Here is a 25,757-nt window from a genome sequence, read left to right as displayed (position 1 = left end):
GCCCTCCAGAGCGCATCGGCCCGGCTCAGCACGGGGGCACCAGGCTCTCGCCGTCGAAGGTGAAGTACCACAGCGGCCGGTAGCACTCCCAGGCTGCCGGACGGAGCCCGGTCGGGCTCACGATCCGCTCGATCTCGCGGCGCGCTCGGAGGTAGAACTCCAGTGAGTCCGACCCACCGGCCCGCAGGCCAGCCATGATCGAGTTGTGCGCCTGGTAGACCTGGAAGTTCGGGAACTCGGTGACGAACGGGATCAACTTGGACACCCCGTCGCTGAGTTCCGCGAGGCTGTCCAGACCGACTATGTAGGTGAACGACGTGGCATGACCGGCCGCCATCGCCCGCCGGAGGACCTCGGGCATCTCCTCGGCCGTCAGCACCGCCTTGCTGGCCTTGAGCAGCAGGTCCCGCCGGCTGAAGCACTCGGCGGTCAGCCGGAGCACGAACGGCGTCACGCGCTGGGCCAGTTCCTCGAAAGCGCCGGCGCTCCGGATCACCGAGGTGAGGAAGCCGATCCGGGCGCCGATTCCGTGGGCGCTGAGCACCTGACGCAGTCCGATCAGGTGGTCGACGGCAGCCCGCTCGCGCTCGAAGCAGCCGGTCGACACGGTGACCTCGCGCAGTTCGGTCAGGTCCCGGCGGGGGTGCTGTTCGACCATGGCGGCGAGCAACTCGGTCAGCTCCCGCTCCTCGGCGAGCCGGGGGTCTGCTGCCGCCTCCAGCGTGTTCGGGCAGAACGCGCACCCCACGCAGCGGCTACGGGCATTGGGGTTGAGCGTGGCGGCGCGCCCATCGTCCCGGAAGTACCCGCCGACCGCCTCGTCGGCGGCGACCCGCTCGACGGTGGCGACTGGGCTGCTGGCCAGCACGAGGTCGTCGCCCTCCAGCCTGAACGGCGATGCCTCGGCGTTGAGCGGGACGATCACCATCCACGAGACCTCGGGCCGGGTGGCCATGCGCACTGCGACACGGGCCCGATGGCGGGCGTGGACGGAGGAGATGCCGAACAGGTTGATCGCCATGAGCAGTGCGTCCTCGACCGGCACGCCGAAGCGGTCCGCCAAGCGTTCGACGTGCGGGAGGGTGAGCGCTGCTGTTGATGAGTCTCCAAGGACTGCCGTCATGATCCGTTCTCCGTCGGTGTCTGGACCGGGCCTGGGATGAGTCGTCCGCCCTGTGCGCTGTGCTGGACATGCCGTGCTCCCCACCGCCGTCTGGGAGGATCAGCCCGTGCGGGCCTGCCGGGTTCCGTCCGGCAAGCCCGCACGGTCTCTCTTCCGCCTACCGCCCCGGGTAGGGCGGCTGCGGGGTCGGCGGTGCCGGCGGCGGCGGGGGAGGTGGCGGCGGAGGCTGCGGCGCCTCCAGGCGAACGCTGTTGGACGTCATGGCTGTGCTCCCTTTTGATCTGCGGTGCGCGATGGTGCCGGGGCCTGGCGTCGTTGTCAGGTCCCGGTTTCGACCGCGGGCTCACGTAGTGGCTCGCGGTCGGGCTCGTGGTCGGCCGCCAGGGCCGGGCCGGGGTGATCAGTGCTGAGCTGGTGTTGTGCCGTGACTCCGAGGAGCGCCAGAACGATCAGGTGGCCGAGTGCCCACAGCCAGGCGAGCGCGGCACCCAACGGGTCGTGGTGCGCGCCCCGGTGTCGGGCCGGCGGCGCGTGGTAGGCGTTCACGCTGCCTCAGCTCCGACTTCGGCCCAGACGACCTTGCCGCTGCCGCCTTCCTCGACGCCCCAGCGCCGGCACACCGCCTCGACCAGGAAGAGCCCACGGCCGTGCTCCGAGGTCGACTTGGACTGTTCGACGCTGGGCAGCCGCGGGCTTCCGTCCGAGACTTCGATCCTCAGCCCGCAGGGGCAAGGAGCGAGTCGGACATCGAAGCAAGTGCAGCCCGCCGCGTCACTGTGCAACACGACGTTGGCCGAGAGTTCGGAAGCGATCAGCTCGACATCGTCGATCAGCAGGGCGTCGAACCCCCAGGCGTCCGCGATCCGCCTCACCGACGTCCGGATCAAGGGCACCGAACGGGCGGACAGGATGAAGCTCATCTGCACCGAGAGGCAACGGACTTCTTCGATCCGCGTGTTCCGTGTCGGCACGCTGCTGCCGCCCAGGACGAGGCCGCCCGGCGCCCGCCGGATGTGAGGAAGCTCAGAGTCCAGGTGGAGCGTGACCGCCTCCTCCGTGGCGGGCGCAGTGGCCTGTCGGCCACGACGTTCCATCGCCATTTGCCCCTCCTAGTCTCGCAACAGGCGGCTCATCAGTGCTGCTTGATGGCACGTCAGAACGCTAGGAGGATGGGCGCGGCGGAACCCGGAAAATTCTTCCGGGGTGAGGAAACCAAGCAGCGCCAGGCTGGGGGCATGCGAGGAATGACCGAGACGCTGAGCAGCGGGGAGCGCGTCGCCTGGTACCGCCGCCGACGAGGCATACCGCAGGAGGTACTGGCCGGCCTCGTCGGGCGGACCGCCGACTGGCTGAGCAAGGTCGAGAACGGCCGCATCGAACTGGACCGGCTCTCGGTGATCAAAGCGCTGGCCGCTACCCTCGACGTACAACTGGGCGATCTGCTGGTCGAGCCGTCCCTCATCGACTGGAGTACCGACGGCCGGGGTGGCGCAGTGCCGAAGCTGCGCGAAGCGCTCACGGACTACAAGCACCTGTCGCCGTTACTGGCATCCGAGTCCACGGATCCGCCACCCGACCTGGAGATCCTGCGAGCGGAGGTCGGATCCGCATGGTCGGCCTACCAGGACGCCCGGTACGCCAGAGCCACTCGTCTCATCCCGGAGATCCTGGCGGATGCCCAGCGCGCTGTCCGCGCCTACGACGGCGACGACCAGCTGAAGGCCAAGGCCCTGCTCGCGATGGCCTACCAGGGCGCGGCCATGGTACTGACGAAGATAGGGGAAGCCGATCTCGCCTGGATGGCCGCCGACCGCGGTCTGGCTGCCGCGCAGGAGTCGGGCGACCTCGTCGTCACCGGTTCGCTCTTCCGATCGGTCTCCCACTGCCTCCTTGCCAACGGCCGTCTCACCGCCGCTCGGGACCTGGTGGCGGACTCGGCGGGCTATCTGGAGAGCGGCCTCGCCGACGCCTCGCCGACGTACCTGTCGATCTACGGGACCCTCTTCCTCGTCGGCGCAGTGACCGCCGCCCGGCTCGACGACCGGGCCACGGTGAGCGCGTTCCTCGCCGAGGCGGACCAGGCCGCACAGCGCCTCGGCCACGACGCCAACCACATGTGGACGGCCTTCGGGCCGACCAACGTCGCCATCCACCGCATCTCTACGGCCATGGAACTGGGCGATGTCCAGGTCGCCGCGGACCAGGGGCCGCGCGTGGACTCCTCCACCCTGCCGCTCGAGCGGCGTGTCCGGCACACCCTCGAAGTGGCCCGCGCCTACAGCGCGCAGAACCGGACGGACGAGGCCCTCGCCCTGGTACTGGACGCCGAGGAACTGGCCCCGGAACAAGTCCGCTACCACTTCATCCCCCGGCAGCTGGTGACCACCTGGGTCCGGCAGCAGCGCGGCAAGCCGAGCCACCAGCTCGCGGGCGTGGCCCAGCGGCTGCGCATCGTGGGGTAGTTCGGCGAGGACGGCTACAGTCATGGTCATGAGCGACTCCGACGCACCCGAGGCCGTTGCCCAGCCGCGCACCGCCGCCGGCGTGCTGTTCTTCGACGAAGCTGACCGCGTGCTCCTGGTGAAGCCCACCTACAAGCCGGGCTGGGAGATCCCGGGCGGCTACCTCCACCCCGGTGAGACCCCGAGCGAGGGCGCGGCCCGAGAGGTCAAGGAGGAGCTCGGCATCACACCGCCCATCGGCCGCCTTCTCGTCGCGGACTGGGCGCCCCACCTGACCGAGGGCGACAAGCTGCTCTTCGTCTTCGACGGGGGGATCCTCCCGGCGGAGGAGCGAGCTCAGATCAACCTGGACGGCGTGGAGATCGGTGAGTACGCCTTCCAGACCGCCGACCAGATCGACGCGCTCCTCATCCCTCGCCTGGCGCGGCGCGTTCACGCCGCTCTTGATGCCCGACCTCGTGCGGCGACTTCATACTTGGAGCATGGGATGCCTCGCCTCTGACTCAGGTGCCCGAGGCCGTCCCCGAACCCGGATGGTTCGACCCGACTACCGATCTTCCCGCTCGGGGACCAGGCGCCGAACATCACAACGGAGTTGGCGTCGGCGTCACGAACTACGCTGGCGGGCATGGACTGGCTCGATCGGGTGGCGAGGCTGCGGCAGTGGACGAACAATGAGGTTCGTGCTCCGCACAAGCCGTTGTTGCTGCTGTACGCGCTCGGCAGCTTTCAGCAGGATGCTGAGGGTGAACTGCGGTACAGCGTGGTCGAGGGGGAGCTGAAGCGGCTGCTGGTCGAGTACGGGCCGCCGAACTCCACGACGCCTGCGTATCCCTTCCATCATCTGGTCAGTGACGGCGTGTGGGAGGTCAGGACCGATCACGGGCAGGGAAGCCCGGGGAGCGGGGTTCGGGCTCTCCGTTCCAGCGGCGCCACCGGCAGGCTGGTGCCGGAGTTGCGGTCAGCGCTCGCCGCGGAGCCGTCGCTTCTGGGGCGGCTGGCCAGGGTGTTGCTGGACGTCCATTTCCCGTCGTCGTTGCACGCCGATCTGTGTGAGGCCGTCGGGCTCGACCTGGAGTTGGCCGAGACCGGGCCCGTGGCTGGCCTGCCGGGTGGCGCGGAGCACGCTGCGCGACGGCAGCGGGATCGCCGGATGCCTGAACTCGTCCTGACCGCCTATGAGTTCCAGTGTGCCTTCTGCGGTTACGACGGGATGCTCGGTGCGAGCAGCGTCGGGCTGGAGGCCGCGCATGTGCGCTGGTGGTCCTACGGCGGGCCGGACGAGGTCGACAACGGACTGTGCCTGTGCTCGTTGCACCACAAGCTCTTCGACAAGGGCGTCCTGGGCCTGGGCGAGGGGCATTGCATCCTCGTCTCGCAGCGCTTCGTCGGACGGAGCGAAGCGAGCAGGCAGCACGTGCTCGCGCTGGCCGGGCGGCCGGTCCTCGGTCCGCAGTCGGGCCTTCCGCCCGTTGCCGGTCGGCATCGTGAGTGGCATGCCCGACAGGTCTTCCATGGTGCACCCCGTACGCCGGCAGAGCAGCCAGCGCTGACTGGGTGGCAGCTGGCTGGCCGCGCAGGGCAACACCATGCATCCTCCCCTGCAGCCTGCTCGTCCCCGACTTCCGGTGGGACGGACTCCTGGCCAGCCCACGCGAGCATCGTGCCCGACAGGGACCGCTGACACCTTGGATTTTCAGCGGCCAGTCTCAGTCGAGGCGCCGGTGTTGGGTGATCTCGTCGTGCAGTGCGGCGACCGGGCGCTCGCCCCTCGCGGTCCACGGATCGCCACCCAGGATCCAGCCCGCCCCGTTCCGCATCTTGGCGCGATGAGAAGCGGAATATTTTGCGGCATGATTATGTGTATACTCTGGATCAGAGTTAGGTGATCTGCCTGAGCGGGAGGTGAACCATGGCGATCGACGAGGACCTGGTCGCACAGCCCGCCATGCTGGTGCTAGCCAGGGAGTCCCGGGGTTGGACCCAGGTCGACGTGGCCGAGCAGATGTCGAAGTTGGACCAGCCCAACCGGATCTCCCAGGGCTACGTCAGTCGCGCCGAGGCCGGCAGGCTCCCCGTCAAGGGAGACCGACTCGACTTGTTCGCAACGGCTCTGAGATACACGCCTCAGATGCTATGCGCGACCACTGACACGCAAGGGGTGGGCATCGGCCTGGTCCACCACCGCAAGCGAGCCTCCATGGGAGTCGCCGACCTACGACGTATCCATGCCACCCTGGCCTTCACCCGTCATCAGACCGACGCCTTGACCCGAGCGGCTGCGGACTCCCGCAAGCACCGCTTCCGGCACATTGAGGTTAGCGACCTGGACACCCCACAGGACGCGGCCGACACCATCCGCGAAGAGTGGGACGTGCCCTCGGGTCCGGTTGCGGACTTGACCGGGCTGCTCGAAGAGGCCGGCGCTCTGGTTGTGGTCAGGGACTTGCAGACGACGGAACTCGACGCCGTCAGCCAGTGGCCCCCAGGCGGGCCACCGCTCTTTCTCCTGAATTCCACCGCCCCTGGTGATCGCTTCCGATTCAGCCTCGCCCACGAGCTGGGCCATGTACTGATGCACACTCAGCCTGGTGACCCGCGCGAGCAGGAGCAGGAGGCCGACTACTTCGCGGCACAGTTCCTTATGCCTTACGACAGCGTCCGGCAAGACCTGAAGCAGGGCGTCGACCTGCCCCGTTTGCTCGAACTCAAGGCACGTTGGGGAGTGTCCATGGCGGCCCTCATCCGCAGGGCCTTCTCCCTGAACATCATTAAGGAATGGCAGTACCGCAAGCTCATGGTGGAGATGTCCGCCTTGGGCTACCGCACCAATGAGCCGGGACTCGTCCCACGCGAGACCCCGCACCACCTTGCCCAGGTCGTCACCCGACTTGAGCGGGAGTACCACCTCGATCCGATCCAAGCGGCCCATGTCGCCGGTCTGGATCACGAGGAGTTCCACGAGATCTACTTGTGCGCATCCTCTTCGTCCGGGAACCCCATGGTCCTCGGCCAACCCGTGAGGTGACCTCGATGACCGAGCTCTCGTTTCCTGGCCAACGCCCAACCGCTCTGCGCATTCTGGATTCCAACGTTTCGCCGCTGCCACTGCTCCAGGGCCGCGTACTGGTTCACGAAAACACTCGCTTCATCCCCCGGATGCGCCATTCGATCGATGATGACCTCGGCGGGATCGTGGTGACTGGCGACACGGCTGATGAGCGTGCCTTCCAGTTGCGGACCGAGGTGGGGTTCAGCGGCCCCCTTCTGATCGACTCCGCCCCGTACAAGACACACACCGCGACCGTCGACGAGCCGTTCCTCCTGCCGCGCGACGACATGTTCGCCGATGTTGAGACGTCACTGAGCTTCCAGAAGGCCAGAGGAGCGAGTGCCGCGCTCACTCCGACTGGCTATGTCGAGCCCGAGAACGCCAAGGCGCTCAAGGCGGTATGGCATGCGGCACAGCGGATCGAACGAGGGGACGTCATCGTCTCGCTGCCCATCGACGCCACGTGGCTGAAGGACAGCCACATCAGGCAACTCATTGCGGTCTGCACGCAGATCAAGCAGCCCAAGGCGTTGATCCTGGCGGGCCAGTTTGACCCGCTCGAGGGCGCTAAGGAGATGCCCGCGAACCTCCGGCGCCTCATGTCCGAAGTCGAGCACATGGCTCTTCTGCGTAGCGATCTCGCGGCGCTCGACGCCATGGCCTACGGGGCTTCGTTCGCCGGGATCGGCTCGGATAGTTCTCTGCGCCATTCCGTTGCCCCGGGCGAGCGTGCGCTTGTGGCAAGTGGCGGAGGAGCGCAGTATCCGAAGGTGTTGCTGCCCAACCTGATGTGCTTCAAGGGTGCTGTGGGACTGGCCAACAAGTACGCCAACACTCCTCCCCCGGTGTGCTACTGCGACGAGTGCGACGGGCAGGCTCTGGACCGCTTTGACAAGCCCGATGGCCTGACACGTCAGGAGTCCGAGGACCACAACGTCCTCGTGTGGGGAGGCTGGGCGTCCGAGATGGCCGCCCACGCTGCCGATGCCGACCGCCAAGGTTGGTGGCGCGACAAGTGCGCCATGGCAGTGGAACAGTACGCCCTCGAGAATCAGCGCCTCGGGGTGTCCTCGCGAGCAGGATTCCAAGCGCCGGCCCCGCTGAAAGCATGGGCCTCGCTTCCTGCCGGGACAAGGTGAGCACCTTCGACCGCCGAGGGCCGCGAGCTGACCAGACCTCACTGGGCCGGCACCTACAGACGCAAGTAGGTGCTCCAGCGAAGCACTGCGGTCCGGAGGACCGTCTCAGCCGAGCTGCCGGTGAACCTCTTCGACGAAGCGCCACGCCGCGGCACTATGCCTCCTGCGTACGAAGGGCCGCGGCGGCACCAACACATCCACCTCGTCGCCGACTGCCACGAGGAGACCAATGCCGTAGAAGTCTGCTTGCATCACCGCGTCGTCTTTACGGCGCAACGCACCCTCGACCAGTACCGCCCGCGTGCAAAACGGGGTGAACCGCTCGGCCTTCTCCATCGCCGTTTCCCAGCCTCTTCCGGGAACGACGGCGAGGTCAACACGCAAAGGCTGGATCACCTGACGGGTGACCATCCCACTGCTACGGACAACCGCGCCCCTGGGTACAGCCTTCAGGGTGCGGCGCTCTGCTTCAGTCAGCGAGGCTACGGGAACAGGTGCGTTCACCGGCAGGCTCATGAGCAGATCGAGTACGTCGCTGCGGCCAAGGACGCCGGTTCGAGCCTCATGGCGCCGCTGGCACTCCTGGACATCGCGGCGATAAGCGACTACGGCGTGGGTGCCCAGGAGCGTGACGGCACCCACTTGGGACTCATCAGGCAGAAGCGTGCCCGGTGCGGCTGCCGCCGAGACCATTTCCATGGGTTCTCGCGCTGCAACCGCCATGACCTCACCCTGTCCTCGTCCTGAAGCCGCAACCCAGTCACGGCTCGGTACATGCCTCTGTCCGAACAGGCACGGCCCACACGGCGCGTGGGCGGCAAAGCCTCATTCGACGCCTGCGCCCATGTGCATCACGGCTCAAGCTTGCACCCGGCGCACCAGCGCTAACGGCCATGAGTCAGCCCCGACACGGGCTGGCACATGCCACCTACGGCCAGGCTAGTCTGTGCGCGGTCCAGCCTGGCCAACATTGCCCGTAGTGTCTCTTGGTGGCCAGGACCTGCGCCACAACGGTTCAGATCGGCACGGAAAAGAGATGCACCAACCGGGCAGCCCGATGCTAGCCGCATCCGTGGGGCGCTGGTCTATCTGTTCGATTACTTTCACGTTTGAGTAGTTAAATCCACCTGGTCATCACTCTCCGCATCCACACCCGTGGAGGCGGCCAACTGGCGAGACCCTGGTTGGCCGCTCTGGAATCAGCGCCTGTTGGCTCGGTAGGTCTTCTTCCACAGGGTGCGATGGCGGGTGTCACCTTGGCTGGCTCCGCTGACGTGAGCCAGCGATTCCAGGGTGGCCCCGTTGTTCCGGACGCCGCAGCGGTCGCGGTGGACGGCGATGATCCCGTTCTCTTGGGCGAACGTCTTGGTGGGGCGGGCGAACCGGGTAGCGGTGACGAAGATGGCGTCCCGCTCTGTGACACACGGCGGGACACGACCTCCTGGCATGTGTGGGGATCTAACTACTGGAGCTTGTCCGCCCGGTCATGATCGGTGAGGCCATCATGCTCGGGAACGACCGCTAGCTGGACAGCTAGGTGTCTGCGGCTTCTCTGCCGGGTTTCTCGCCTGGAACCCTGCAGCAGCGCGAACGCCCGCGCGGGGCCTGAATTTTATGGGTTCGCGAGTGGCACGGTCGCGAAGAGGCCGGTGCTGCCGCCAGCAATGTCTGTCATGTACGCCAGCACAGTGGCGACCGAGATCTCACTCAGCGAGGCGGTCTCGCTGTAGCCGCCGTAGGGCATCTGGTCGACAGTGAGCGGTGGGCCGATGCCCTGGCCCTTGACCCAGTCGTCGACCTGTCGTTCGACGCTTCGTGCATGGATCGCTTTGTCGTACATCCACTGCCCGTGGGGCGTCCATCCTTGGCCGCGGTGCTGTTTGAGCCGTAGGGGGCCGTTGGCGATGCCCCATTTCAGTGCATTGAGGCCGGTATGGACGATGAGGTAGAGGTAGCCAGGTTTGCCGAGTTCAATCCCGTGGTGGCCGCAGTTCGGGCATCCGCTTCCGCGTCTGCTGACGTTGCTCAACCGCAGTCCGGGGTTGTCGTGCAGCGTCTCGCAGTCGGTGCAGAACATTTTCCAGGGCAGTAGCACGTTACCGGGGTAGGCCTCCTGGGGGATGAGGTTCGTCGGCACGCGGGACCTGGCTTCGGCGTCACTGTGCTGGGAAGCGGCGGACATCTTCCTCAGCCCGCACGGCACACACTGATGCCCGGATCTCTTGATGTTGGAGTGGGCCGGCGACGTCAGCGCGCCGGTACGCAGGCATTTGGACAGCCACGGTGCAGCTGACCGACGGAAGGGAACCTGGGGTTCCAGGTCAGCAGCGATCATGACGTCGTAGGCGCCTTCGCTCATGGCGATCTCAATGCAGTTCCGGCAGGCGGCGCGTCGGTCTCGGACGTTGCCGAGCTGCTTCGAGTAGACCGTCTTACAGGTGGTGCAACGACACGACCAGGGTGAGTTCGCGCCCGGGTAGTCCGCTTCTATCAGAGGTTCCCAGCCGCCCTTGCGCATGAGGGCGGCCGCCACGGCGGGGCTGAACTTGCGGCTTTTCGAGATCTTTTCCGCGCGGCAGAGTCCGTTGCAGGGGCCCTGGCGCAGCGTGTAGACCCGCTTGTATGTCGGGGTGCGCAGTTCTCCGCAGTTCATGCACACGCACCTCCACGCGGTTCCCGAGCCGGGGTATGGCTCGATCGGCCAAGCCCCGCCGGCGATCATGCGTTTCTTCGCGAGGGCTGGATCGATACTCGGCGGCATTCCGCCATCTCCCGGTTCTTCGTAGGGCCGAAAGGGTGCATTCGACGCGCTCTCGGGAGGCCTGGCAGCAGCCTGCTTTGGGTGGGTGACGTGACCCTGACCCTGTACTTCCCGCGAGGCCTCGGCCAGGGCCAGATCGCCGGCTTCGTCGGCCCGGAGCGTCTCGACGTCGGCCCAGGGAGTGAGTAGACATCCGACAACTACCCATTCCTGCGGTCCGGCTGCGCCTCTCATGCTGCTCCGGCAGCTACAGTCTCTTTTAGTTGCAGGCGTTTTTTCAGGCCATTGCCACGATTAAATGGCCAGATTTTGTCGTGTTGCATTCGGCCGACGACGATGCCGGGAGAAACGCCGATCTCCCTTGCAAAGGTCTCGATGGAAGCCAGTGAGCGGAGTTGCCTGAGTCTCTGTGCCTGCGCTGGCGGGATGAGCAGGTTGCTGGCAAACCGATCTGCTTGCTGTTCTAGCGGATCGTTGCTTTCTCCGATCTTCCCAGACTCGACGTGCAAATCTCTCTTGCCGTGCAGTAGCACATGCGCGAGCTCGTGGAAAATAGTGAACCACAAGTGATCGTCCGACTTATACCTGAGGCTCAGCTGGACGAGCGCCTTGTCCGGTGTCAGCCATCGGGTTGCCCCGCTGGCGCGAGCACCTGGAATTTCGGCTACGAAAACAACTGCAACGCCCGCGTTTCGGCATAGCTCGACTACGCCCTGGATAGACTTTTCGGGCGGCGCGGTCGTGAGTGAACGCAATTCAGGTAGCACGTCCCTGAGGTTATTTTCGTCGTAAGGCGCGACGGTCAGGTCACGAGCTGCTACTTCGCCTAGTCGCAACCAGGTTGCGACTGCAGCATCGTCGACCGTGTATGCCTTCGTCTGGCGGAATGCAACCTGTGGAGTGAGACATACTTCCTGCCAGGCCTCAACGCTTGCCACTCCAAAGAACGCCAGTGCCTGGTCTACTCTCGACAGCTGATCTTCGGGCTTCTGTGGTAGAAACCCGCGCTCGACGAGCGCCTTGAGCGGCAGCGCTGAAGCCCAATCCCATGCCGCCACTGGGTCACGGCGTAGCCGTAGCGTTTGTTGCGTGGTTCGATAGTCAGCCTCGAGCCTGTTCCACAGCCGGGCCGGCATCCCGGTGACTAGAGCCAGCTGGTCCGCCACCTCCGCTGTCAACGGCACTAGCCCCTGCACGAGTCGGTTGACGTGCTTCGCGCTGAGACCCGTTCGCCGAGCCAGCTCGGCCTGGGTCATTTCGAGATCGTCTAGCAACTCGCGCAGCGTTTCGCCCGGCGGTACAGCCGTGTCCGGCTCTGCCGCCGGGTACAGCTCGCGTGTGACGTCGGAGGTGGTCATGTTGGTCGCTCCCCTCGCGCCTCTTGCGCCCGGTCAGGTTCTTCGGTGGTGATCAGTGGTAGTCAACGATGGCTACGACCACGATGGAAGTCACCGATGCCCAGTCGAGGCCGCCCGTTGTGTGTTGCTCCGCTTTCTCCGGTCTGAAGATCAGTCGGTACGGACCGTCCAGGTCGAGCGCCAGGCAACCGGCCCAGTTCGCAGTGAGTTCGTGGCAGTGACCAGGCATCGAGCGAAGATCCTCGAGGCTCTCCGCGACTCGTAGGTGCTGGAACCGGAGGGTCAGCTTCTTCGCGCGTTGCTCACCGAATGCCTTGCGTCGTGAACGGTCCGACTCGCAGTTGCGTTCCATGCCTCGGTCTTCGAAGGACACCTCCAAGAGTAACGCCCTCCTCTGACACCCTTAACCTGGCTGGTAAACGGTATCGCTTCGTGACGGCTCGCGGACGCGGATGGCCGAAGAGCACCCGATTGGGTTGCCTGGTCAACGTTGACTCAGAGGTTCAGCGCCGCTGCCTGCGGCAGCGGGCGCCATGGGCCGGACATCTGGGGCTCGGGGTGGCAGCCCAGGGACCGGACCAGGCCCGGCGACTGGCACAGGAGGCCGTGCGCCGTGCCGAGGAGTTCGGCGCGGACTCGGTAGTCGGCAGTGCCCTGCGTCTGTGCGAGGCAGTCCATGGCGGTCCGCGCGCCATGGCGAGGCTTGAGGAAGCCATGCGGCGTCGGGATTGCTCCCTGGCCGGCTATGACCGCGCCCTCGCCACGGTCGACCTCGGGATGGCGCTCGCCGAGTCCGACCGGTCGATCGAGGCGGACAACGTCCTCAACCCGCGACGCCTGGGGAAGCTGCTCAGGGCCGTGCCAGATCCGTGCCAGAACGGGTGGTGGGCGAAGGTCAGCGGCGGTCAGAACTGATCGCCCGACGGGCTCCTCGTTCAGGTATCGTCCCAGGTCAGAGGCCGTTTCGGCCTGATGGCCCAAAGATTCCCAAGCTTATAGCGCGAGTTCGATTCTCGTCGCCCGCTCAGAAGGAAAGCCCCAGGTCAGTGGCCTGGGGCTTTCTTGTTGTCCGGACCCATTCCGGACCCGTTCGGGGCCGTCGTGGCATCCCTGCGGTGGGGGTGTGCCGGAGGAGGTCGGGTGGTGAGGGGTGTCGTTATGCTGCCGGGTCGTGGCTTCTGGACAGTTCGAACGCATGACCCGTGATCGGGCGCTCGCTCTGTTGGCGGTGCTTCCGGTGAGCGTCGGGCCTGGTCTCAGTGATGGCGAGGTCGGGGTGGTGCAGGATCGGTTCGGGTTCAGGTTCGCGGCGGACCGCCGGAGCTTTCTGCAGGCGGGGCTGCCGTTGGGGCGGGGGTGGCCGGACTGGCGGGGTGGGGACGCGGAGGAGTTGCGCGGGTGGCTGGAGCAGCCGGTGAGTGGGGTGCTGTTCGACGTCAAGCAGGGCTTCTGGTACCCGGGTTGGGGTGAGAGGCCGGAGGGGCGTCGGGAGGCGGTCCGGCTCGCGGAGATGCGGCTTCGTGATGTGCCGCAGCTGGTGCCCGTGTACTCGCACCGCTATCTGCCCGGCATCGCCGATCAGAGTGGGCATCCGGTGCTCTCGGTGCACCAGACCGACATCGTCTACTACGGCAACGACCTTGCGGACTACCTCCATCGCGAGTTCGGCGATCCCAGCGCCGACCTCGGTGGCGCTTGGGCCAGTGTGCCGTTCTGGTCGTACTTCCTCGGCGGCGACGCGTTGCGGGGGCTGGCCGGCAGCACCCCGCACGATCCCTACGCGGTCACTGGGGGCGAAGCCGTCGAGCACCTGCGCATGCTCGCGATCGAGCAGCTGACCGGTCGTCACATCGGGGCGGACACGATGATCCAGGCGGCGCTGGTCGCGCTCGTGCTGGACATCGACACCCCCGCCCTCCGTGACCTCGCCGGCCTGACCCGCTGCGAGGAGTCGCAGGCCCGCGATCTCTTCGTGAGGGTCGTCGAGGAACTCGGCCTCGCCGAGGGGATCCCGGTGGCTGACGAGGATGCGCGCTGGGCTCTGGTGCGCTGGTGGTTGCAGCTCATCGACAACGGCAGCATGAACGCGATCGAGGGCGGCAGGCTGATCACGTACGAGGGCTGGCAGCCGCTCGGGTGTCCGGAGGCCCTGGTGCCGTTCCGTGTCTGGACCAGCGAATACGACGACTGGGAGGACGGCTGGGGCACGCCCCGGGGCGTCTTCGGGCAACGGATCGCCGACGAGGCCAGGGCTCTCCTTGCCGGGCCCTGGCCGCCGATGGGGTGAGCACGGGCGACGGTTTCCGTCGCCGTGCGCGGCCCGGCTCGGGAGGGTGGTCCTCGGGAGGGTGATCCCTGGGCCGGGCCTCTGTCAGCTGGTGGGGTGGGTGGTGGACAGGGTGGTGTCGAGCCAGTCGAAGGTGAGTTGCTGGAAGCGGGCCATGGCGCCCATGTGGCAGTGCTCGCCGGCGCCCTCGGCCTCGGGGAGGGTGATGAGGGTGTGCGGGCAGGTGAGGGCGGCCTGGACCTCCTGCGGCTGGCCGTGGAAGAACTGGTCGTTCTCGGCGTCGAGGACGAGGGTGGGGCAGTCGATGAGGTGGGCGACGCCGTCGAGGGTGTAGTCGGTGGTGCGGCGGACGTAGTCGGCGGGGGAGGTGGCGCCGAAGGTCCAGACGCCGTTGCGCAGGGCCCAGCGGAGCTGGGTGCTGGTCCGCATGAGCAGGTTCAGGACGGGGTTGGCGAGGTCGTCGCGGCCGCTCTGGACCCAGTCCCACAGGAACGGCGGCATGAAGCGGGTGTGGGCCTGGCCGAAGCTGTAGAGGCCGTCGTCCAGGACCAGGGCGGCCAGGCGGTGGTCGTGGGCGGCGGCGCGGGCGACCAGGTAGCCGCCGAGGCTGTAGCCCAGCAGGACCAGGCGGTCGGGGGCGATCTCGGGGCGGGTCAGCGCGTAGTCGACCACCGGGGTGACCACGGCCTCCCAGTCCGGGCGGAAGACCATGCCCTGCTCGCGCAGCGCCGCCCCCTGGCCCGGGCCGTCGTAGGCCAGCACGTTGTAGCCGCGGCGCAGCGCGGCGGCGCCGATGACGAAGTAGGCCTCCTCCAGGGTCGAGTCGAAGCCGCTGGTGAAGACGACGGTGGGGCGGGGGGTGCCGGAGTCGTCGACGAGGAAGAGGTAGCCGGGCAGGCTGGTGTCCTCGTAGGGGATGCGCACGGCCTCGACGGGGGTGTCCATCAGGGAGGCGGCGGTCGCGAAGGTCTCGCGGGAGAGGCCGGAGAGGAGCTTGACCTCGGGGTCGTCGGCGGGGTCGTCGCGGCGGTAGAACTCGGCGGTGCGGTAGTAGTTCGAGGCGCGCAGCAGGGCCTCGCGGGCGCTGACCCGGTGGCCGGTCGCCAGGGCGCGGTTGCCGATGGCGTGGACGCGCTCGGCGGTGCTGCGCCACTCGCGCAGCCAGGCCTCCTCGTCGCCCTCGGGGATGTTCCGGGCGGCGGTGACGACCTCGCCCAGGTCGGCGCCGCCGTCGTTGGCGAAGCCGGCGGCGCGCAGGGCCTCGAAGGAGAAGGACTCGTCCTCGAACAGGAATCGCATGGGGTGCTCCTGAATGGTCGGGCTGGCCGATGGGGTGCTTTATCGAGACGGAACGGGTTCGTCTCGGCTACGGGAACGACAGTAGCCCTCGCCTAGTCGAGACGCAAGCGTTCCGCCTGGTGTAGGTTCGGGGCATGTCCAGCTCACTCACGCCCCAGACGCCCGCCCCCGAACGCCGGCTCCCCGGCGGGCCCGTGCTCCAGGACTCGGTGACGGCGGCGATCTCGGCCGCCTTCTTCGAGGAGCTGGCCTCGGTCGGCTACGCGCGGCTCTCCCTGGAGGCCGTCGCCAAGCGGGCCGGGGCGGGCAAGGCCGCGATCTACCGCCGTTGGCCGTCCAAACTGGAGATGACCGTCGCCCTGGTCTGCGCGGTCGCGGTCGACGGACCCGAACTCGCCGACAGCGGGAGCCTGCGCGGCGACGTGCTCGCCCTCCTCACGGAGTCCGCCGCCGCGCTGCGCCACCGGCTGCCGTCGAAGATCATCCCCGACCTGCTCGCCGAGGCCACCCGCAACCCCGAGCTGGCCCAGGCGCTCTTCGGCGCCGTCCGCGACACCCGCCGTGCCAAGGCCACGAGCATGCTGGAGCGGGCGGTCGCACGCGGCGAACTCCCCGAGGACGTCGACCGCGAACTCGCGCTCGACTTCCTCGCCGGCCCCCTCTACTGGCGCCTCGCGGTGGTCCACACCCCGACCGGGCCCGACTACCTCGACCGGCTCGCCGACAAGCTGCTCGCCGCCTTCGCCGCCTGATGAGGAGAGGGGCGGACCGGCTGCGGCCGGGGGTGCGTGCGCTGCGTCATCGGATGTCAGCGCCGCGTCAGCGGGCTTTGGTTGCATGGACGGGTGTGGGCGCCGTGTGACCTCGCTGGGGGCGAGAGCGGAAACGGGTCGGACGGAGTCAGCGCTGTTTCTTCACAGTGATTGCCCCAAGTCATGACTCAGGGAGGGCTCGACATGACCACCGAAGCAGAAGTGAAAAGCGGCGCGGCCGAGGCTGCGGCGCCCCCGGAGGGTTCGGCGGGCAAGCCGGCCTGGGGGGCGCTCCTGGTGGTGCTGGCCGGTCTGTTCATCACCAATCTTGATTTCTTCATCGTCAATGTGGCCATCCCGTCGCTGCAGAAGGGGATGCACGCGAGCCCGGCGCAGATCCAGCTCGTCGCCGCCACCTTCAACATCGGTCTGTCGGCCATGCTGATCACCGGTGGCCGGCTGGGCGACCTCTACGGACGGCGGCGGATCTTCTCGGTCGGCCTGGCGCTGTTCGCCCTCTCCTCGCTGGTGTGCGGCATCGCGCCGAACATGATCGAGCTGATCATCGCCCGCGGGGTCCAGGGTGCGGCTGCCGCGCTGGTGATCCCGCAGGTGCTGGGCATCCTGACCACGGCCTACGAGGGCAAGAACCGGGTCACCGCGTTCAACGCCTACGGGCTGGCGCTCGGTGCCTCGGCGGTGTTCGGGCAGCTGGTCGGCGGTCTGCTGATCAAGGCGAACATCTTCGGCCTGGACTGGCGGACCATCTTCCTGATCAACGTGCCGATCGGTGTGGTGGTCCTGCTGCTGGCGCCGAAGAAGGTGCCCGAGTCGAAGTCCGACGGCCGCACCGGGCTGGACCTGGTCGGTTCCGTCCTGGTCACCGCGGGCCTGACCGCGATCGTGCTGCCGCTGGTGCTCGGCCGCCAGCAGGGCTGGCCCACCTGGACCTGGGAGTGCCTGATCGCCGCGGTCCCGCTGCTGGCCGCCTTCTGGCTGCTGCAGCGCCGGCTGGTGGCGCGTGACAAGTCGCCGCTGGTCAACCCCGCGATGTTCGGTGACCGCTCGTTCAGTGTCGGGGTGGCGGCCATCTTCGGCGTCTTCTCGGTGATGGCCTCCTTCTTCCTGGTGCTCGCGCTCTACCTGCAGGAGGGCCGCGGCACCGGGGCGCTCACCTCGGGTCTGCTCTTCATGCCGCTGGGCCTGGGCTTCTTCCTCGCCTCCACCCAGGCTCCCCGGGTCGCGGCGAAGCTGGGGCGGCAGGTGCTGGCGCTGGGCGTGCTGGTGCAGGCGCTGGGCTACGTGGCGCTCGCCGAGACCGCCTCGGAGCTGCACCACAGCGGTTCGGTGGTCTGGTGCATCCCGGCGATGGTGATCTGCGGCGCCGGCATGGGCCTGGTCGTCGCGCCGCTCACCTCGCTGGTGCTGGCGGGTGTCCGGCCGCAGTACGCGGCCGCCGCCTCCGGGGTGTTCTCCACCGCGCAGGAGATGGGCAACGCCGTGGGCATCGCGATCATCGGCGTGGTCTTCTTCACCGTGGCCGGCCACCACAGCGGCACCAACGGCTACCCCGGCGCGTTCGGTACCGCCCTGTTCGTGCAGGCGGGGATCTGCGTGCTGGTCGCCGCCCTGGTGCAGTTGCTGCCCCGGCCGTCCGCCCCGCAGGGGTGAGCTGAGCAGAACGGTGCAGGACCGCCTGGCCGGCGGGGGCTTCGGAGCAGACTCCGGAGCGCCCGCCGGCCTTCGCGCGTGCTGCGGGGAGCGTGATGCAGGGGCCACGTGCCGGGGGCCGGGGGAGCGGGAGCGAGTCAGTCGGAGATCAGTTCGAGGTCAGAGCATCGGCGCAGCATGGTGGTTGTCCACTGATGCCACCCCACCGCAGCCAGAGGTACCAGCCGTGTCTGACACCATCGAGGCGTTCTCCGCCTGGCCCATGCCGCGTTCCTGCCCCTACTCGCCGCCCGACGCCTACCGCGCGCTGCGCGACCAGCCGCCGCTGAAGGTGCGGATACGGGACGGTGAGGCCTGGCTGGTGACGCGGCACGACCAGGTGCGCCAGGTGCTGACCGACCCGCGCTTCAGCGCGGACGACCAGCAGCCCGGCTTCCCGATCCGCATCCAACTGCCGCCCGAGCCCGGCGTCATGTCCTTCAACCGGATGGACGACCCGGAGCACGGACGGCTGCGCCGGATGGCGATGACCGAGTTCACCGCCCGCCGCACCCGCGCCATGCGCCCGGAGGTCGAGCTGCTGGTGGACCGGCTGCTCGACGAGCTGGCGGCGGGCCCGCGCCCGGTCGACCTGGTCGACAACTTCGCCGTCCGGCTGCCCTCGCTGGTGATCGCCCGGATGCTCGGCGTCCCGGAGGAGGACGAGCACGCCTTCACCGAGCAGAGCCGCACCATCCTGTCCCAGGAGGCCAGCGGCGAGGAGATCCTCGCGGCCTTCGTGGAGATGTCCCAGTACCTGGACCGCCTGACCACGCAGAAGGAGCGCGACCCGCAGGACGACATGCTCAGCCGGCTGGCGCAGCGGTACGTGGCGACCGGCGAGCTGACCCATCAGGAACTGGTCGCCATGGGGCGGTTCTTCCTGGTGGCCGGCCACGAGACCACCGCGCACCAGATCAGCCTGAGCGTGCTGAGCCTGCTGCGCGACCCCGAGCAGCTGGCCCACCTGCGCGAGGACCCCGAGCTGTTCAGGCCGGCCGTCGACGAGCTGCTGCGCTACTGGTCGATCTCGCAGGACAACCAGGTGCGGGCGGCGATCGAGGACGTCGAGCTCGGTGGCGCCCGGATCGCCAAGGGCGAGGGCGTGATCGTGGCGATCCCCAGCGCCAACCACGACGAGTCGGTCTTCCCCGACGCGCACCGGCTGGACGTGCAGCGGGACGCGCGGGCGCACATCGCCTTCGGCCACGGCCCGCACCTGTGCCCGGGCGCACCGCTGGCCAGGATGGAGCTGGAGGTCTGCCTGCGCGCGCTGTTCACCCGGTTCCCCACGCTGCGCCTCGCGGTGGACGAGGCGAAGGTGGACTTCCGGGAGAACACCATCGTCTACGGTCTGAACCAACTGCCCGTCACCTGGTAGGGAGTGACCCGTGTCGTCGTCCGAAGCCGTGCCGCCCGAGGCCCTGCTCGAACTGATGCCGTACGCCGTCGGGCTCGGGGTGCGGCTGTCCGCCGCCTCGGCCGGCGAGGTGCGCGGCGAACTGGACTGGGCGCCGCGGCTGTGCACCGCGGGCGGGGTCCTGCACGGCGGCGCGCTGATGTCGCTGGCGGACGCGGTGGGCGCGGTGTGCGCCTTCCTCAACCTGCCCGAGGGGGCCTCGACCAGCACGGTGGAGTCCTCGACCCACTTCTTCCGGGCGGTCCGCGGCGGGACGGTCGCCGCGCTCGCCACGCCGCTGCACACCGGGCGCTCGTTCGTCACGGTGCAGACCGAGCTGTACGGCGAGCAGGGGCGACTGGTGGGCCGCACCACGCAGACCCAGGCGGTACAGGTGCGCCGGCCGGACTGAGCGCGCCCAAAGGCCCGTTGGACGCGGCCGGCGGACAGGGAGAACCCGTCCGCCGGCCGCGTCAGAGGCGTGTCAGCGCCGCGCACCACACTGGTCCCGCCACGCACCGGGGCAGCTGAGCGCCCAGGGCCGGTCCGGCTGTGATCCAGGAGGTGTGGACGCCTTGCCCAAGCAGGCTCGGGGCCTGAAGACGCGCGGCCTGGTGCTCGACGCCGCCGCACGGGAGTTCGCGCAGTACGGGTACGCCGAGGCGAACCTGCAGCGGATCGCGGACCGGATCGGCATGACCAAGGGCGCGCTCTACGCCCACTTCGCCACCAAGGAGGAGCTGGCCGAGGTCTTCGCCGGCCATCTCGCCCAGGCGGGCGAGGAGTTGCTGGCCGACCAGCAGATCGGCTCCGGGGAGCCGCTGGAGGGGCTGCGGGCGCTGATGCTGGGCGCGGCCTCGCTGCTCCAGCAGGACGACTGGGCGCACGCGGCGTTCCGGCTGGCCGTGGAGGAGGCGTGCGCGACGGGCGTACCGCCGGCGCTGCCGGTCCGGATCGGCTGCGCGGTACGGCAGTTGGTGGCGCGGGCGCAGCAGGGGCGGGGGTGCGGGGCGGCGGTGGACCCGGCGGTGCCGGCGGACCTGGTCGTGGCGGTGCTGTTCGGGGCCTACGGGACCGGGGCGGCGCTGGAGCGGGCGGGGCTGCGCACGAGGGTGGCGGGGCTGTGGGAGCTGCTGGCCACGACGCTGGGCGCGGCCGGCAGCGCCGGCGCCGCCCGGACCCGCGTGGAGCTCTGGCGGTACTGACGGCGGCCGGCGGCACGGACAGTGACACGGACCGAGGCACGGACTGCGGCACGGACCGCGGCACGGACAGCGGCCGGCCGGTCAGCCCAGGAACGCCGCCTCGACCCAGCGGCGCACCGCGCGCGGACGCATCCGGTGCAGGCTGGCGGCGGTGTCGGCGACCCGCTGCGGGCCGCCCACGGAGAGGAACTTCTGGCGCATCATCTCGGCGTGGTTCACCCGGGTGTCCGGCCCGGCCGCGCCGATCGGGATGAGGCGGGAGCGGGTGATGGTGCGGCCGTCCTTCATCCGCACCACGACGCGGGCGCCGGTGGCCTTGGTCGACCCGGTGAAGTCGGGGGTCTCGCCGCCGAGGGTGCCCACCAGCTCGACCAGTTCGTCGCCGCCGAAGCCGCGCAGCCAGGGCAGCGCGCGGGCACCGGCCTCGCGCACCGCCTCGCCGAACGGCGCGTCGGAGGCGAAGAGTTCGCGGGTCATCGCGGTGTCGTGCTCGAGCCGGATGCGGCGGGCCAGGTTCCAGCGGGCGGGGTCGTCCAGCAGTGGCGAGGAGAAGTCGTCCACGCCGAACTCCCCGGTCAGCAGCGTGGTGGCGACCGGGTAGGGCACGTCCAGCACGAGTGCGCCCAGCGGGGATCCGGGGCCGCAGATGTAGGCGGAGGCGCGCTGGCCGGCGAAGAGCGTGTAGAGCGAGGCCTCGACCACGATGTCCGCGACGTCCTCGGGGCGGATCGGCCCCAGGACCCGGTGGATCTCCGCGGCGCAGTCGATCGCCGCGTCGATGCCGGGGCCGCCGGGGTGCACCTTGAACGAGAGGGTGTCGGTGTGCCAGCGCCGGCCCAGTCCCTTGGCGACCGCCTGGGGGAGCGGGACGGTGGCGAACCGGGCGAGGAAGCCGTCCTCGTGCTCGATGATGTCGGGGGCGCCGCGCAGTCCGGCGATCGCGCCGTCGCAGGCGTCCATGGCGGTGCGCACCGGGGTGAAGGTGTTGAACAGGCGCGCGTCGCTCGCCAGGAAGCCGCGCATCAGCGGCCAGTTGGGCATGGCCAGGGCGAGGCCGAAGGCGTCCTCCCAGACCCGGCCCGGCGCCCGGTCGCAGTGCAGCCGCCCGGCGACCGCGCCGGCCAGGTGGGTGTGCACCGCGCTCTGGCCGCGCAGCGGGCCCAGGGTGGCCGAGGCGGTGATCCGCGCGGCGCACTCGTTGGCGGCCACCACCGCGGTGAGCAGCGAAAGGCCGTCCAGCTGGCGCGCGTAGGCGTAGGCGAGCGGGACGGCGACGGTGGAGTTGGACAGGTGGCCGGCGTAGGCGGTGTCGTCCAGGTTGAGCCAGGAGCCGAGTGCCGCGAACATGGCGGCGGAGGCGCGGGGGTCGGGCTGCAGCGGGTGGCCGAAGGCGGCGACCAGCCGGCGGCCCAGCGGGTGTGCCAGCCCGGCGCGGATCGAGGCCGCCTGGGAGAGCACCTGACTGGCCGCCAGTTTCAGTACCCGGCAGGGTATGTCGGTGGGGCGCAGGGCCGCGGCCCACTGCGCCAGCTCCCGCAGCGGGGTGTCGGCCGAGGCCCTCGGGTGGCGCGGCCCGCCGCCGGGTCGTTGCCACTCCTCGCAGAGGGCGGACAGCACGTCCTCGCTCAGGACCGACGCCATGACTGTGTCACATCCCTTGTCCGGTACGGGTCTTGACAGCAGAGCGGGAGCTGCCGGGTACGGGGGTGGGACCCGGCAGCTCCACGCGGTGGTCGGGGCGCCCTCAGGCGGCGCCCCGACCGGTCAGGCGGCCGGCAGCTTGTCGAGGAAGCCGTAGACGCCGGTGATCCGGCCGTCCTCGTTGGTGACGGCGACGTCGAAGCCGATCGCGATCGGCTCGGCACCCGCCTCGGTCACCAGGCCCCACTGGAACCGGGCGATGTTGTGGTGGGTGTCGACGGTGCCGAGCAGCTCGAAGGAGAGGCCCTTGAACTGGTCGCGGGCGCCGGTGAGGACGGCCGCGATGCCCTCGTGGCCCGCCACGGCGGCCAGCGGGTCGATGTACGGGGCGTCCGCGGTGAAGAGCTCGGCGATGGCGGCTGCGCGGTTGTCGGCGTCCGCCTCGTTCCAGATGGCGAGGTAGCGGTTGACGGTCTCGACCAGGTCGCTCATGGTGTGTCCCTTCGGTACGGGGTTCGCATACGGGTAACGGGTGGCGCAACGGTGTGCCGCTGGTGCGGCGGCGCGGTGCGGATGGCTGCCGCACCGGGGTGACCGGCTGCCGCGGGTGCACGCTCGGGCGTGCCGACGGCGGTGCCGGAAGCTCTATTCGGCCGGTGCCCAGGCGGCCAGGGCACCGGGCATGACCTCGAAGGTCGCGCGGGAGCCGAGGTCCTCCTGGTACTCCCCGTCGTGTTCGAGGGGGAGCCGCTCACCGTCGGTGCGCTCGACGGTGATCCGCCGGCCGCGGGCGTAGACGGTGGCGGGGTGGGTCAGGTGGGCGGCCTGGAGGGTGAGGGCCGGCACCTCGGCGGCCGGCACGTCGCCGATGACGCAGACGTCGAGCAGGCCGTCGTCGAGCAGCGAGTGCGGCAGCACCAGGTACTGCCCGCCGCGGTAGCGGCCGCCGCCGACGTTGGCCAGCGTGGTCGGGCCCTCGTGCACCACCTTGCCGTCGACGGTGACCCGGCCCGGGTAGGGCCGGTAGCCGCGCGCGGTCTCGGCGTAGGCCCGGGCGTAGCGGGCCCGGCCGCTCTCCGGCACGCTGCGGGCGGTGATCAGCGAGTCGGCGATCACGCCGGAACAGCCGCCGAGGTAGACCACCCGGTCGGTCTCGACGAGTCTGGCCAGGTCGAGGCGGCGCAGCCGGGAGCCGCCGCCCGGGCCGGAGTCGGCCAGCACCGACTTGAGGGTCTCGGCCCAGAAGCGGTCGCCCCACAGCATCCGGTAACCGGAGTTGCCGGTGCCGCCGGGGACGACGAACAGGGCCGCCCGGCTGCCGGCGGCCTCGACCAGCCCCTGCACCACCTCGCGCACGGTGCCGTCGCCGCCGATCGCGACGACGAGGTCCGGTGCGCCCTCGGTGCGCTCCAGGGCGCGGCGGACCGCGGTGGTCGCGTCACCGGGGCCGGTGGTGCTGTGGACCTCGGCGTGCCGCAGGTAGTCGGCGCAGAGTTCCTCGACCTCGTAGACCAGCTGCGGGTTGTGCGAGCCCGAGGCCGGGTTGGCGACGATGAGGGCCCGGGACGGGCCAGCCGCGTGGATGGGATCGGCCATCTCCGGGACTCCTCCTTCGGTCGATGGATCCAGTCGGTGCATCGGGTGGCGGGCCGGGGTTCCGGTGTGGCCGCCGCATCGCTTCTGTTCCGACTATGGCGAACGGTCCTGACGGCGGCCTGACGCGCGACTGACTGAGCGTCAGTTCATGCACGCGCCAGGCCCAGGGCCGCCGTCTCAGCGGGACGCCACCAGGCGCTGCAGCCGGTGCGCGAAGTGGCTGGTGACGGCCTGGGCGTGGCTGTCGATGTAGAAGTGGCCGCCGGCGTACTCGTTGTGGCCCAGGTAGCTGGGGGTGCGCTCGGCCCAGTGGCTCATGGCGTCCGGGCGCTCCTGCAGCGGGTCCGAACGGCCGCCGTAGGAGGCCAGCGGGCACTCGACCTTGGCGCCGTCGTCGACGTACTGGGCGGCCACCCGCAGGTCTGCCCGCAGCGCCGGCACGACCAGGGCGAGCATCTGCGGGTTGTCGTAGACCTCGGCGGGGAACGAGCCCAGCTTCTTGATCCACTCGACCATCTCGGCGTCGGGCATCCGGCTCTGCTCCTCGGTGGGCTGGAAGAAGCCCTCCGGGGACCAGCCCGACATGCCGATCATGATCGGCTTCGGGCCGCCCTCCTGCTCCAGCTTGATGGTCAGCCGGAACGCCAGCTGGGCGCCGAGGCAGTGGCCGAAGAAGGCGAAGGGACGGTCGTCCAGGTCGTCGAGGACGGCGTCGTAGAGCGCGTCCAGCAGCGGGTCCCAGTCCTCGTAGCTCTCCTCGTAGCGCCGGTTGTGCCGGCCGGGCAGGGTCACCGCCTGCGGGGCGATGTCGGCGGGCAGCAGGGACTCCCAGTCGCGGTAGATGACCGCGCCGCTGCCGGCGTGCGGCAGCATGAACAGCCGCACGGAGGCCTCCGGCGAGGGTTCCACCGGATGGAACCAGTGGCCGGCCTTCGACATCTCCTGGCCCAGGACAACGGTCACGATGCACTCCCAACGGCGATGGTCGGTGCGCCGAGCGCGCGCACTGCGGGCAGCAGCACCTCGGCGATCTCCTGAAGGTGCGGTTGCGGGTCGTAGGACCCGATCCGGATCACGATGTGGCGGGCGCCGGCCCGCACGTAGCCGGCCAGCCACTCGGCGCAGCGCTCGGCGCTGCCCCAGCCGTAGGCCTGGATGGCGGCCATCTGTGCCAGCGAACGGCCGTAGTAGTGGCCGATGTAGTGCTCCAGCTCGGCCTTGGCCGCGGCCTCGTCGCGGTTGACGGTGATCGTGGCGTAGAGCGCGGGGGTCACCGCGTCCGGGGCGCGGCCGGCCTCGACGCTCAGCTCGGCGAGCCGCTCGCGGGCGCTCGCGTAGGCCTCGGTGGAGGGCAGGAACGGCAGCCAGCCGTCGTAGTCGCGGGCGACCCGGGCCAGCACCTTGGGCGTGTCGCTGCCGGCCAGCCAGAGCGGCGGGCCGCCGGGGGTGCTGGGTCGCGGCAGCCGGTCCAGGCCCTCGGCCTGCCAGTACCTGCCCTCGAAGGAGGTCGGCGCGCCGGGCTCGCCCGCGTGCCAGGCCCGCCGCCACAGCGCGGTGATCTCGTCCAGCCGGCCGACCCGGCCGGCGAAGGAGGCGCCGACCGAGGCGAACTCGGCCTCGGTCTCGGGCATCGGGAAGCCCGAGCCCAGGCCGAGCACCAGGCGGCGGGCGGCCACGTGGTCCAGGCTGGCGATCAGGTTGGCGCCGATCAGCGGGTGGCGCAGGGCGGGGGTCAGCGCGGCGGTGCCGACCGTGATCCGGCTGGTCACCGCCGCGGCGGCGGAGAGCACGACCAGCGGGTCCAGCCGGGGGCGGGCGGTGAGCGAGTCGCCCGCCCAGAGCGAGTCGAATCCGAGCGACTCGGCCTGCCGTGCGAAGTCGAGCAGCGGCGCGGCCGAGTAGCCGCCGCTGATGGCCTGCTCCCGGGTCGGCAGCAGGATGCCCAGCTGGGGTGGCCCGGCGGACGAGGACAT

General features: G+C 69.5%; 25 protein-coding genes, 1 tRNA gene and 1 pseudogene. 13 read left to right on the top strand and 14 right to left on the bottom strand.

Annotation, left to right across the window (positions count from 1 at the left end):
• Positions 1–25 precede the first annotated feature (25 nt).
• From OG500_RS19040 to OG500_RS19030, 3 genes are all read right to left on the bottom strand, one after another.
• Positions 26–1,123, bottom strand: a complete 1,098-nt coding sequence (locus OG500_RS19040) for a hypothetical protein (RefSeq protein ID WP_329581848.1) — start codon at positions 1,121–1,123, stop codon at positions 26–28.
• A 318-nt stretch (positions 1,124–1,441) separates the two neighbouring features.
• Positions 1,442–1,669 (bottom strand): hypothetical protein, encoded by a 228-nt coding sequence (locus OG500_RS19035; RefSeq protein ID WP_329581845.1) that lies wholly within the window; start codon positions 1,667–1,669, stop codon positions 1,442–1,444.
• The gene (locus OG500_RS19030) at positions 1,666–2,223 is read right to left on the bottom strand and encodes an ATP-binding protein (RefSeq protein ID WP_329581842.1); all 558 of its coding nucleotides are present in this window, start codon (positions 2,221–2,223) and stop codon (positions 1,666–1,668) included. The genes OG500_RS19035 and OG500_RS19030 overlap by 4 nt, the downstream gene beginning before the upstream one ends.
• Before the next feature lie 144 nt (positions 2,224–2,367).
• Between OG500_RS19030 and OG500_RS19025 the strand changes: the two genes are divergently transcribed.
• The 5 genes and pseudogenes from OG500_RS19025 (at position 2,368) to OG500_RS19005 (ending at position 7,776) form a co-directional block, all read left to right on the top strand.
• Positions 2,368–3,585 (top strand): helix-turn-helix domain-containing protein, encoded by a 1,218-nt coding sequence (locus OG500_RS19025; RefSeq protein ID WP_329581839.1) that lies wholly within the window; start codon positions 2,368–2,370, stop codon positions 3,583–3,585.
• Positions 3,586–3,613: 28 nt separating this feature from the next.
• On the top strand, positions 3,614–4,087 hold the full coding sequence (locus OG500_RS19020) for an NUDIX hydrolase (RefSeq protein WP_329581837.1): 474 nt from the start codon (positions 3,614–3,616) through the stop codon (positions 4,085–4,087).
• Between the two features lie 126 nt (positions 4,088–4,213).
• Positions 4,214–5,134: pseudogene (locus OG500_RS19015) on the top strand (phosphorothioated DNA-binding restriction endonuclease); the annotation flags it as partial.
• A 363-nt stretch (positions 5,135–5,497) separates the two neighbouring features.
• On the top strand, positions 5,498–6,613 hold the full coding sequence (locus tag OG500_RS19010; RefSeq protein ID WP_329581832.1) for an ImmA/IrrE family metallo-endopeptidase: 1,116 nt from the start codon (positions 5,498–5,500) through the stop codon (positions 6,611–6,613).
• A 5-nt stretch (positions 6,614–6,618) separates the two neighbouring features.
• Positions 6,619–7,776 (top strand): hypothetical protein, encoded by a 1,158-nt coding sequence (locus OG500_RS19005; protein ID WP_329581829.1) that lies wholly within the window; start codon positions 6,619–6,621, stop codon positions 7,774–7,776.
• A gap of 105 nt (positions 7,777–7,881) precedes the next feature.
• Here OG500_RS19005 and OG500_RS19000 read toward each other — a convergent pair whose 3' ends face one another.
• From OG500_RS19000 to OG500_RS18980, 5 genes are all read right to left on the bottom strand, one after another.
• Positions 7,882–8,499: a hypothetical protein gene (locus OG500_RS19000; RefSeq protein WP_329581827.1), complete on the bottom strand. Its 618-nt coding sequence runs from the start codon at positions 8,497–8,499 to the stop codon at positions 7,882–7,884.
• Between the two features lie 889 nt (positions 8,500–9,388).
• A complete protein-coding gene (locus OG500_RS18995; RefSeq protein ID WP_329581823.1) occupies positions 9,389–10,429 on the bottom strand; it encodes a hypothetical protein in 1,041 nt (346 codons plus the stop codon).
• Between the two features lie 338 nt (positions 10,430–10,767).
• The gene (locus OG500_RS18990) at positions 10,768–11,895 is read right to left on the bottom strand and encodes an ImmA/IrrE family metallo-endopeptidase (protein WP_329581820.1); all 1,128 of its coding nucleotides are present in this window, start codon (positions 11,893–11,895) and stop codon (positions 10,768–10,770) included.
• A 52-nt stretch (positions 11,896–11,947) separates the two neighbouring features.
• Positions 11,948–12,268 (bottom strand): type II toxin-antitoxin system RelE/ParE family toxin, encoded by a 321-nt coding sequence (locus tag OG500_RS18985; protein ID WP_329581817.1) that lies wholly within the window; start codon positions 12,266–12,268, stop codon positions 11,948–11,950.
• 122 nt (positions 12,269–12,390) lie between these two features.
• Positions 12,391–12,573, bottom strand: coding sequence for a hypothetical protein (locus OG500_RS18980; protein ID WP_329581815.1), 183 nt, complete (start codon positions 12,571–12,573; stop codon positions 12,391–12,393).
• Positions 12,574–12,609: 36 nt separating this feature from the next.
• On the opposite strand from OG500_RS18980, the gene OG500_RS18975 reads away from it, so the two are divergent.
• The 3 genes from OG500_RS18975 (at position 12,610) to OG500_RS18965 (ending at position 14,182) form a co-directional block, all read left to right on the top strand.
• Positions 12,610–12,810, top strand: coding sequence for a hypothetical protein (locus OG500_RS18975; RefSeq protein ID WP_329581813.1), 201 nt, complete (start codon positions 12,610–12,612; stop codon positions 12,808–12,810).
• A tRNA-Gly gene (locus tag OG500_RS18970) sits at positions 12,780–12,920 on the top strand. Before OG500_RS18975 ends, OG500_RS18970 begins: the two co-directional genes overlap by 31 nt.
• Positions 12,921–13,066: 146 nt before the next feature.
• A complete protein-coding gene (locus OG500_RS18965) occupies positions 13,067–14,182 on the top strand; it encodes a hypothetical protein (RefSeq protein WP_329581810.1) in 1,116 nt (371 codons plus the stop codon).
• An 84-nt stretch (positions 14,183–14,266) separates the two neighbouring features.
• Here OG500_RS18965 and OG500_RS18960 read toward each other — a convergent pair whose 3' ends face one another.
• Positions 14,267–15,481 carry an alpha/beta hydrolase family protein gene (locus OG500_RS18960; protein WP_329581807.1) on the bottom strand — a complete coding sequence of 405 codons (1,215 nt, stop codon included), beginning with the start codon at positions 15,479–15,481 and terminating at the stop codon, positions 14,267–14,269.
• A 134-nt stretch (positions 15,482–15,615) separates the two neighbouring features.
• On the opposite strand from OG500_RS18960, the gene OG500_RS18955 reads away from it, so the two are divergent.
• The 5 genes from OG500_RS18955 to OG500_RS18935 all read left to right on the top strand — a co-directional run bounded on the left by OG500_RS18955 (position 15,616) and on the right by OG500_RS18935 (position 20,547).
• The gene (locus OG500_RS18955) at positions 15,616–16,233 is read left to right on the top strand and encodes a TetR-like C-terminal domain-containing protein (RefSeq protein WP_329581804.1); all 618 of its coding nucleotides are present in this window, start codon (positions 15,616–15,618) and stop codon (positions 16,231–16,233) included.
• A 204-nt stretch (positions 16,234–16,437) separates the two neighbouring features.
• Entirely contained in the window at positions 16,438–17,904 is a 1,467-nt protein-coding gene (locus tag OG500_RS18950; protein ID WP_327067883.1) for an MFS transporter, read from the top strand.
• 226 nt (positions 17,905–18,130) lie between these two features.
• Positions 18,131–19,324 (top strand): cytochrome P450, encoded by a 1,194-nt coding sequence (locus OG500_RS18945; protein ID WP_329581800.1) that lies wholly within the window; start codon positions 18,131–18,133, stop codon positions 19,322–19,324.
• 55 nt (positions 19,325–19,379) lie between these two features.
• The gene (locus OG500_RS18940) at positions 19,380–19,754 is read left to right on the top strand and encodes a PaaI family thioesterase (RefSeq protein WP_327071600.1); all 375 of its coding nucleotides are present in this window, start codon (positions 19,380–19,382) and stop codon (positions 19,752–19,754) included.
• A gap of 163 nt (positions 19,755–19,917) precedes the next feature.
• Positions 19,918–20,547: a helix-turn-helix domain-containing protein gene (locus OG500_RS18935; protein WP_329581797.1), complete on the top strand. Its 630-nt coding sequence runs from the start codon at positions 19,918–19,920 to the stop codon at positions 20,545–20,547.
• Positions 20,548–20,628: 81 nt separating this feature from the next.
• Here OG500_RS18935 and OG500_RS18930 read toward each other — a convergent pair whose 3' ends face one another.
• The 5 genes from OG500_RS18930 to OG500_RS18910 form a co-directional block, all read right to left on the bottom strand.
• Positions 20,629–22,188: an MmgE/PrpD family protein gene (locus tag OG500_RS18930; protein WP_327067880.1), complete on the bottom strand. Its 1,560-nt coding sequence runs from the start codon at positions 22,186–22,188 to the stop codon at positions 20,629–20,631.
• A 123-nt stretch (positions 22,189–22,311) separates the two neighbouring features.
• Positions 22,312–22,680: a nuclear transport factor 2 family protein gene (locus OG500_RS18925; protein WP_327067879.1), complete on the bottom strand. Its 369-nt coding sequence runs from the start codon at positions 22,678–22,680 to the stop codon at positions 22,312–22,314.
• Positions 22,681–22,833: 153 nt separating this feature from the next.
• Positions 22,834–23,784 (bottom strand): diacylglycerol/lipid kinase family protein, encoded by a 951-nt coding sequence (locus OG500_RS18920; RefSeq protein WP_327067878.1) that lies wholly within the window; start codon positions 23,782–23,784, stop codon positions 22,834–22,836.
• A gap of 177 nt (positions 23,785–23,961) precedes the next feature.
• Positions 23,962–24,723 carry a thioesterase II family protein gene (locus OG500_RS18915; RefSeq protein WP_327071599.1) on the bottom strand — a complete coding sequence of 254 codons (762 nt, stop codon included), beginning with the start codon at positions 24,721–24,723 and terminating at the stop codon, positions 23,962–23,964.
• 20 nt (positions 24,724–24,743) lie between these two features.
• Entirely contained in the window at positions 24,744–25,757 is a 1,014-nt protein-coding gene (locus OG500_RS18910) for an LLM class flavin-dependent oxidoreductase (protein ID WP_327067877.1), read from the bottom strand.

The sequence above is a fragment of the Kitasatospora sp. NBC_01250 genome, from assembly GCF_036226465.1.
In the GTDB taxonomy this organism is placed as follows: domain Bacteria; phylum Actinomycetota; class Actinomycetes; order Streptomycetales; family Streptomycetaceae; genus Kitasatospora.
Note: the sequence above shows the minus strand (reverse complement) of the source record. Positions and strands in the feature narration are given on the sequence as shown.